This window comes from Myroides sp. C1519, from assembly GCF_038039755.1.
Lineage (GTDB): Bacteria > Bacteroidota > Bacteroidia > Flavobacteriales > Flavobacteriaceae > Flavobacterium > Flavobacterium phaeum_A.
This window is the reverse complement of the sequence record NZ_JBBPHM010000017.1, coordinates 70,376-80,055: the sequence shown is the minus strand read 5'-3', so window position 1 is coordinate 80,055 and position 9,680 is coordinate 70,376. Positions and strand designations below refer to the sequence as shown.

The window sequence follows — 9,680 nt, the reverse complement described above, 5'->3', positions numbered from 1 at the left end:
ACAGTACAAAACAGGATTATCAACTATAGCTGTACAGCTATAGTAGGACGAGACAGATTTTATTTTGAGTGCTTGTATAGTGTATGTATAGTCTATGTATACCCAATGTATAGAAACTATGTTGAATTATAGATTGGATATACAAAAAATATAGATAGTGTATAGAAGTACCTTGTATATGAACAAGAAAAAACAAGCTTGATAATAAGGGAGGAATTGTTTTGTAATATTTATCAAAAAGAGAGTGTTTTTTCTACATTTTTATAAATACGATATTATAGAACAAAGAAGGAATAATTTACCCATAATTAAATTCTCAAAACGAGAATACATATTTGATCAAAAATTGATATAAAGCCTAATGAAATTGCTTGAAAATAGGTTATAAATGGTGAATAGATGTCTTAAAATATATTTCAATTTCTTAAATTTGCAATTATCACTTCAGGTGATAACATCTTACAAACACCACAAACACCTTACGACAAATGAATAACGAATTAGTTGCTCTAATCGTTGATGACGAGCCAAAAGTAGCAGAAGTTTTAAAAACAATTATTGAAAAGAAAGTTAAGTATTATGAACGTATTGTAGTACATACAGTATCATCAGTTCAAGAAGCTGTAAAGGCAATTGATAATTATTCTCCGAATATAGTTTTTTTAGACATTCATATGCCAGAAGAAAATGGTTTTGAATTATTTAAGTATGTTAATAAAGACACTTTCCAAGTTGTTTTTACTACGGCTTATGAAAAGTATGCTATTGACGCTATTAATGAGTACAATTGCTTAAAGTATTTAATGAAACCAATTAATATTGCTGATGTTCAGAATGTTTTTGACAAATATAAAGAGATAGAGGGATTTCAGTTTTACTATAAAGTAGTAAAAAGTAATCAAAAAAGGCATATTGTTAAAGTTGAAGATATTGTTTATTGTAAAGCTTCGGATAACTATTGTGAAATTTACTTGAAAGATCAAAAACATTTGCTGTCAAAAACATTGAAAGCTATTGAAGTGAAGCTTAAACATAAAAACCTTGTTCGAGTAAATAGATCTTATATTGTTAACTTAGATAAGGTAGAGTATATAGATAAAAACGACAACAATAGAGTGTATTTTAAGGCTAATGCTTTTGTTAATAGTGATTTAGATGAAAATGAGGTTTCTGTTGCTGCTTCAGCAATGAAAGGGTTAGCTGCTTTTAACTTATGAGAATTTTTTTAGCTATTTATTTGTTTTTTGTTTCTATGATTTCTTTTGCTCAAGGAATTGTAACGAAACAGTACACAATTGATAATGGATTAATAGCTAATGATGTTAGAGCACTTTGTGTGGATTCAAAGGGAGTTTTATGGATTGGCTCGAGGTCTGGATTGGCACAAAAGATACAAGGAAACGTAAAACCTAATGAGGATGCTGCAGAATATCGCTATACCAATATATCGGATATTCTTGAGGATGCTGAAGGAAATATGTGGATTGGTAGTTATGGACAAGGGGTTTTATTTCGTGGAAAAACAGAGAAACGAATAATTACAAAAAAAGACGGATTATTATCTGATCGAATTAGGAAGATATTTTCGTATAAAAATGTCATCTATGTTGCTACTTCAGAAGGGGTATCTGTAATTTATAAAGATAGTTTTAAAATAGTGAACCCTTCTTTTGAAAAGAGTTTGCAACATCCTTTTGAGGTAAGTGGTTTTTTTGAGTTTGATGATATAATTTATTTAACCACAATAAATGACGGTGTCTTTACAGTTAATAATAATAAACTAATAAAAGTAGATGATCAGCGAAGAATTTTTGCCGTTCATCAAAAAGATGGTTTAGTATTTTATGGGTGTCAGACTGGTTTGTTTGTAAAGGATTTTAAAAAGAAACAGTTAGTCGCTCAAATAGAAATACCAAGTATTCGTGACATACAGGAGGTTAATAATCAAGTGTATTTTGTAAGTGCAAATGTTTACGAAAGTGGTGGTGGTGTATTTCGATGGGACGGCGAGTCTTTAGAAGAGATTACAAAAGTATTTGGTATTGATGCTACAGATTTATATTCGATAAGTCTGGATAAGAAAAATGATTTTTTATACTTAGGAACAAAGAGTCAAGGTTTATTTCAAGTTGATTTGTTCTCACCTTTAATGCATAATAGTTCTGTAGGACACGTTATGGCTGTTGGTGAGTTAGATCGTCGTGTCTTTATTTTTTCAGATAGGGGGCTAATCATAACTCAAGATGACAAGGAAATTAAAAACGTAGCTTTAAATGTTTTTAAAAGTTATCAGGAACAACATTATAAAAAGTATAGTGATATTGCTACTATTTCAAATCACTTTTTTGAAATAGATTACAATTTGAAAGCTGAAAATATTGTCTTTTATAAAGCAGTCAAAAATAGAAGTGACTTGTGGGTAAGTACAAATATTGGAATCTTCAAGCTTGATCGCAATGGCTATATTATGTCTTATTATCCTATTCATACGTATGAGTATGGTTTTTATAAAAACAATTTAGTAGAAACAAATCCTTATGGAGGAGTTCGTGTATATCGAGATCTTGATAAGATGGATTATGATTACCATTTTAGGATAGAGAGTGTTGATATTCCTCGTGATGTAATTGATATTGCCCATACTACAAATAAAATGTTTTTTGCAGGTGCTTTAGATGGTTTATATGTATATGAAGAAGGTAAGTTTACTTCTCTAAAAGGAAAAGGACTGTTTGCAGAAAGTAGGCTTAAGGAATTAGCTGTAGGTGATAATGAAGTTTTGTATGTAGCTACTGATTTTAATGATATATATGGACTTGAGACAAAGAGTGGTAAATATGAAGTAGTGGAGTTTATTTCTAATAGTGAGATAAACGGGAGCAATATAAATTTATTAGAGTTTGCAGATAAAAAACTGTTAATAGGAACTAATAAAGGATTGACTGTTATAGAAAATGACAATAAGTTCTTCTTTAATAAAGAGCAGGGATTTGGTAGAGGAGAAATAACTTCAGATTTATTATTGGGTAATCTATTGTATATCGGTAGTGGAAAAGGACTTTCTACATTAGATGTTAGTTATTTTAAAAAGAAGAATATCAGCCTACAGGTTAGTATTTCTAAAATAGTAATAAATGGTGTTGAAAAATCAAAGGAAGGAAAGCCTTATTACGATATAAAAATGCTTGAATTAAAAGCTAATCAAAATAATTTACAAATCGGTTTTGATGTTTTAGGGGCTAAATTTCCAGATAAACTTCACTTTCAATATAGGTTAAAACCTTCTGAAAATTGGGTGAATGTAAAAAGTAATAGGTTAGATTTGCATTATCTACAGTCCGGAATTTATCCGATAGATATTAAAATATATGACTACGATAGTGGGAGTGAATTAATTTATCCCTTGTTGTTTTTAGATATTCAAGCGCCATTTTACACTAAACTTTGGTTTTATATTGTTGCTACACTTGTTGTAATTGGAATCTTTTTCCTTTTTTACAAAGCAAGATTAGTACAGATAAAGAAAGAAGAGGCAGTTAAAAGGAAGAAATATGAGTATGAAAAGCGTCTTGCTGAAGTGAAATTAATGTCAGTTAGAAGTCAGTTCAATTCCCATTTTATTTTCAATGTGCTGAGCTCTATTCAATATTATATAATAAAAGAAGAAGTTGATGATGCACTTTATTATTTAGATTGTTTTGCAAAATTAATTCGAAAAACATTAACGATTTCTTCAAAAGAGAGAATTACTTTAAAAGAAGAATGTGAGTATTTAAAAGACTATGTACTCATAGAGAATATGCGTTTGGATGGTAGGGTAACATTTAGTGTAGAGGAAGTTGATGAAGGGGTTAGTGATATTTTATTACCACCAATGTTATTACAACCATTCGTAGAGAATAGTTTAATTCACGCTTTTCCAAAGTCAATAGAATCACCTCTAATTAGAATTGTTATTACAAGACAAAATAAAGATGTGATAATTAATATAATTGACAATGGTATAGGTAGTGCTTCTCAGAAGAAGTCAACTCACGTATCTCACGGAATGACTATTGTTCGTGAGCGTATGTCATTGATTCAAGAATATTTAGACGAAGATTTAACTGTAGAAAGAACAACAGAAGGAACTGTTGTGAAGTTAATATTGAAAGAAGTTATTATCTAAATGAAGAAATATATTTTTACAGCTATTTTATTGTTATACTTAATTGCGAATGTTTATGTGTTTTCAGGATATTCATCAATTTTAGTAGAATCTTCTCTTGCGGCTAAAGTGCTTTTTATGCTTATCGCAGTTTTCTTGATTTTTAGTATTCTATTGTTTTTTGCAATAGGAAAACGAATACCTGTTTATTTAGCTTCTACTTTGTATAAAGTTGGAACAGGTTGGTTTATGCTTATCATTCAAGCTTTTTTACTTACAGTTTTCTTTGATTTCGGGAGATTGATGAATGGGCTATTTATGCATTCAAACCATTGGGTATTTGATAGTTTATCTCCCCAAAGAGGAATGTTACTAATAGGGGGAACGTTATTTATTGCTTTATTAGGACATTTAAATTACTTACAAAAGAAGCGAGTTGAGCTTAATTTAGAGGTTGATAAAGAGTTGCCAAACGATTTAAAGATCGTTGTTTTGACAGATATGCATATGGGATATGCAATTGAAAATAAAGAATTAAGCAGCTGGGTAAAATTGGTTAATAAAGAAAAAGCCGATTTTATATTGGTGGCAGGTGATTTAATCGATGTGAGTTTACTTCCTTTACAATATTATCAGCTTGACAACGTATTGAAACAGTTTGAAAGCAAATACGGAACCTTTGCTTGTGTTGGAAATCACGAATATCTGTCAGGAATAGAAAGAAGTATAGAGTTTCTTAAATCGGCTAATATTACTGTTTTAAGAGATAGTGTTATTCATTTTGAGGATTTAAACCTTAATGTAATAGGTAGAGATGATAAAACAAATCTCAAAAGGAAGAAGATGTCAGTATTGGTTGAAAATATGCAAGATAATACCGTTAATATACTATTAGATCATCAGCCTTATCAGCTTGAAGAGGCTGCAGAGAATAAAATTGATTTACAATTTTCAGGACATACCCATAGAGGCCAAGTTTGGCCGATTTCTTGGATTACCGATCGCTTGTTTGAAAACTCTTATGGTTACTCTAAAAAGGATGATACGCAATATTATGTTAGTTCAGGAATTGGCATTTGGGGAGGACGTTATAGAGTGGGGACAAGGTCTGAGTTTGTTGTAGTAAATTTAAAAGGTAAAAACAGCAAGAAATAGGTGGAAAATAAGAGTTTTTCATTATCGTAAAATAAAAGCCTATTTTTGTAAAAAAATTAAAGATTGTGAATTATTTATCAGTTGAGAATATAGCTAAATCCTTTGGTGCACGTACACTTTTTGAGGATGTTTCTTTTGGAATTAACAAGGACCAGAAAATTGCGTTCGTTGCTAAAAATGGTACAGGAAAAACTACAATATTAAAAATATTGACTGGTGAAGACTTTCCAGATGCAGGACAAGTTGTGATGAGAAAAGGAATTCGTATGGAATTCTTGTCACAAGAGCCAAATTTACAAGATGAATTAACAATTGAAGAAAGTATTTTTGCTTCAGATAATGAGTCGCTAAAGGTAATCGAAGAGTATGAAAAGGCTTTAGAAAATCCAGACGATGCGGATGCTTATCAAAAAGCTTTTGAAAAGATGGAAGCGCATAATGCGTGGGACTTTGAAACACAGTATAAGCAAATATTGTTTAAACTGAAATTAGAGGACTTAAAAGCTAAGGTAAAGACCTTATCTGGAGGACAACGCAAGCGTTTAGCATTAGCTATAATCTTGATTAATAAGCCAGATTTATTAATTTTAGATGAGCCTACCAACCACTTAGATCTTGAAATGATTGAATGGTTAGAGAATTACTTCGCTAAAGAGAATATTACTTTGTTTATGGTTACGCACGACCGTTTTTTCTTAGAGCGCGTGTGTAATGAGATTATTGAGTTAGACAATGGTAAGATTTATCAGTATAAAGGAAACTATTCGTACTATTTAGAGAAAAAAGATGAGCGTATTGCGGCTGAAAATGCAAGCATTGATAAAGCGCAAAACCTGTTTGTGAAAGAGTTATCTTGGATGAGAAGACAGCCTAAAGCACGTACAACAAAATCTAAATCTCGTATTGATGATTTCTTTGTAATTAAAGAAAAAGCACATAGTAGAAGAATAGAGCATCAGGTAGAGCTTGAAATCAATATGGAGCGTATGGGAAGTAAGATTGTAGAACTTCACAAGCTTCATAAGAAATTTAATGATAAAGTCATTTTAAATGATTTTAGTTATTCATTTCAAAAAGGAGATAGAATCGGTATCATTGGTAAGAATGGTTCAGGTAAATCAACGTTCCTTAATATATTGACACAAGGATTACAACCAGATGCAGGTAAAGTAGTTATTGGTGAAACAATAAAAATAGGATACTATACACAGGGAGGTATCGTAGCTAAACCAGAGCAAAAGGTTATAGATGTTATTAAAGAGTATGGAGAGTTTATTCCTCTTGCTAAAGGAAGAACTATTTCTGCAGGGCAATTGTTAGAACGCTTCTTATTTGATAGAAAAAAGCAGCACGATTTTGTAGAAAAGTTAAGTGGGGGAGAGTTAAAGAGATTATACTTATGTACAGTTCTTATCCAGAACCCTAACTTTTTAATTCTGGATGAGCCTACAAATGATTTAGATATCGTTACATTAAACGTTTTAGAAAGTTTCTTATTAGATTATCCGGGGTGTTTAGTGGTTGTATCTCACGATAGATATTTCATGGATAAGATTGTAGATCATATGTTTGTCTTTAGAGGAGAAGGGGAGATTGAAGATTTTCCAGGTAACTACTCTGATTATCGTGCATACGAAGATAGTATAGAACCTTTAAAAGACGACGCTCCTAAAGAGAAAGTAAATTGGAAAGAAGCACAAGTTAAAAATGGATTGACTTTTCAAGAGCAGAAAGAATACCAAAAATTAGAAAGAGAAATTGGTAATCTTGAAACTAAAAAAGCGAAAATAGAAGCATTGTTTTCAGAAGGAAAGGTAGACGAAAGTCAAATTGACGAGAAAGCAAATGAACTTCAAAAAGTTTTAAACGAATTAGAAGAAAAAGAAGAAAAATGGTTCGAACTTTCTGCTAAAATGGAAGGGTAAAAACACAAAGAAATAAAAATGTAAAAAGCGTGATAAACAATTTTTATCACGCTTTTTTTTGTGCTTTTTACTAAAAAAAAGCGTTACTGCCTCCTTTAATTTAGGATATAATTGTGATTTAAACAAGAGTTTTTAATATAAAATTATTTAATATAAGTTATTGTTTTTCAGGTAGTTGTATTGTTTGTAAGTGTTAAAGTTTGGAAATAAGTGCTAAATAAATAGGTGCTTGGTAAAATAGAAGTAACTTTGCCCTCAGAAATTTCAAGTGGTGACAGGGCTTGAGAAATTAGTTTTAATGAGAAAAAAATGTTCTTTTTTTATCGGTCTTGTTTTATTAACAGGAGGTGTTGTATCAGGTTTCAAAAAGTATGAAACTATGTTATTAGAAGAGTACAAAATAGTACCTGAATCACCCTTATCATATGAGTTTCCAACAAGTGAAGAAGAGTCGGAAACTGCAAATGGAAAGTTAGTAGCAATACCGTTTATCGGAAAGAGTTATGTCGGTTTTAAACAGGCATTGGCAGTGCGAGAATCTTACGGATTATACAAAATTGTAAATTCTTATGGGTACATGGGAAAATATCAATTTGGAAAATTAGCACTACGTTCAATTGGTATTACTGATACAAGTGATTTTCTTGATAATCCTTTGAAACAAGAGAAAGCATTTGATGCTTTAGTTTCAAAAAATAAATGGATATTAAGAAAAGAGATTGAAAAATTTGACGGAAAACGTATAGGAGGAATCTCAATTACAGAATCAGGTATTTTAGCTGCGGCTCACTTAGGTGGGGCAGGTTCTGTAAAAAAGTTTTTAAACAGCAATGGTTTAAATAGCTTTGAAGATGGGTTCGGTACTTCAATACGTACTTATTTAAAAACTTTTAGTGGATATGATACATCTGAAATTACAGCAGTAAAAGATGCAATGGTTTCACTATAGTTTAACAAACAATATTTAAAAAGAGAGAGTTACAAATGTGATTTTCTCTTTTTTTTTGTTTTGTAAAAAAAACTTTTTACATTTGTCACTCAATACAAAGAGAAAAATGAATTTAATTCTTACAAATACTTGGTGGTGGACTAAACTTACGTCAGACGTCGTGAGCAGTCCTTGCTATGTATATATGAGTTAATAAGAAATAATATATATAATTGAAAAAGGCTTGTCGAACGACAAGCCTTTTTTTTTGTCTTAAACTGAAATTAAAAAAAATATAGAATATGAAATATCAAGTAGATCAAAACGGTTTTTATGGAAATTATGGTGGAGCATTTATTCCGGAAGCTTTAAGTCCAATTATTACAAAGTTGCAAAATGAGTATGTGCAAATTATTCAAGAGCCAAGTTTTCAGAAAGAAATGGAGGAGTTGTTAAAAGATTATGTAGGGCGTCCGACTCCACTGTACTTCGCAAAGGGACTTTCAAAAAAATACAATACAAAAGTTTACCTTAAGCGTGAGGATTTATGTCACACTGGTGCTCATAAGATTAATAATACAATCGGACAGATTTTATTAGCTAAGAAACTTGGTAAAAATAAGATTGTAGCAGAAACAGGTGCAGGTCAACACGGTGTAGCAACAGCTACTGTATGTGCTTTAATGGGAATGGAGTGTATTGTTTATATGGGAGCTTTAGATATTGCAAGACAAGCACCTAATGTAGCGCGTATGAAAATGCTTGGAGCTGAGGTTCGTGCTGCTGAATCAGGGGCTAAAACATTAAAAGAAGCTGTTGATGAGGCATTAATGTACTGGGTAGAAAATCCAGATGATACGTTTTACCTAATTGGTTCGGCAGTAGGTCCACACCCTTATCCTGATATGGTAAGTCGTTTTCAATCTGTTATATCTAAAGAAATTCGCAAGCAATTATTAGAGAAAGAAGGCAAAGAAGAACCAGATTATATTATTGCTTGTGTTGGAGGAGGTAGTAACGCAGTTGGTGCTTTTTACCACTTCTTAGAAGATAGTAATGTTAAGCTAATTGTAGCTGAAGGTGGTGGAGAAGGAGCAGATACTGATAAAACAGCGGCAACGTCATTTGTAGGTAAAGCAGGTGTGTTACACGGAAGTAAAACATTGTTTATGCAAGATGAGCAAGGGGAGCCCTTAGAAGCATATTCTGTATCAGCTGGTTTAGACTATCCAGGATTTGGTCCGTTATATGCGCATATGAAAGAACAAAATAGAGCAGAGTTTTATGCTATTAAAGATGACGAAGCAATGCAAGCAGGTTTAAACTTATGTAAAGATGAAGGGATTATTCCGGCAATTGAAAGTTCACACGCCTTAGCTGTGTTAGAACAGAGAAAGTTTAAAGAAGATGATATTGTGGTAATTAACTTATCAGGTAGAGGAGATAAGGACTTAGATAATTATAGAAGTTACTTTAATTTTTAATAAGAGATACAATTATGACTTATTTAGAGATTAGTACTTGA

6 protein-coding genes are annotated in these 9,680 nt (G+C 31.4%); all 6 read left to right on the top strand.

Annotation, left to right across the window (positions count from 1 at the left end; all coding sequences use genetic code 11):
- Positions 1–488 precede the first annotated feature (488 nt).
- Entirely contained in the window at positions 489–1,217 is a 729-nt protein-coding gene (locus AABL81_RS10480) for a LytR/AlgR family response regulator transcription factor (protein WP_158209196.1), read from the top strand.
- A complete protein-coding gene (locus AABL81_RS10475) occupies positions 1,214–4,168 on the top strand; it encodes a sensor histidine kinase (protein WP_341340999.1) in 2,955 nt (984 codons plus the stop codon). The genes AABL81_RS10480 and AABL81_RS10475 overlap by 4 nt, the downstream gene beginning before the upstream one ends.
- Complete coding sequence (locus AABL81_RS10470) at positions 4,169–5,302, top strand: metallophosphoesterase (protein WP_341340998.1); 1,134 nt, start codon at positions 4,169–4,171, stop codon at positions 5,300–5,302.
- A 65-nt stretch (positions 5,303–5,367) separates the two neighbouring features.
- Positions 5,368–7,227 carry an ABC-F family ATP-binding cassette domain-containing protein gene (locus tag AABL81_RS10465; RefSeq protein WP_158209193.1) on the top strand — a complete coding sequence of 620 codons (1,860 nt, stop codon included), beginning with the start codon at positions 5,368–5,370 and terminating at the stop codon, positions 7,225–7,227.
- A gap of 298 nt (positions 7,228–7,525) precedes the next feature.
- Positions 7,526–8,176 carry a peptidoglycan-binding protein LysM gene (locus AABL81_RS10460; protein ID WP_176770734.1) on the top strand — a complete coding sequence of 217 codons (651 nt, stop codon included), beginning with the start codon at positions 7,526–7,528 and terminating at the stop codon, positions 8,174–8,176.
- A gap of 281 nt (positions 8,177–8,457) precedes the next feature.
- On the top strand, positions 8,458–9,639 hold the full coding sequence (trpB, locus tag AABL81_RS10455) for a tryptophan synthase subunit beta (protein ID WP_341340997.1): 1,182 nt from the start codon (positions 8,458–8,460) through the stop codon (positions 9,637–9,639).
- Positions 9,640–9,680: the final 41 nt, after the last annotated feature.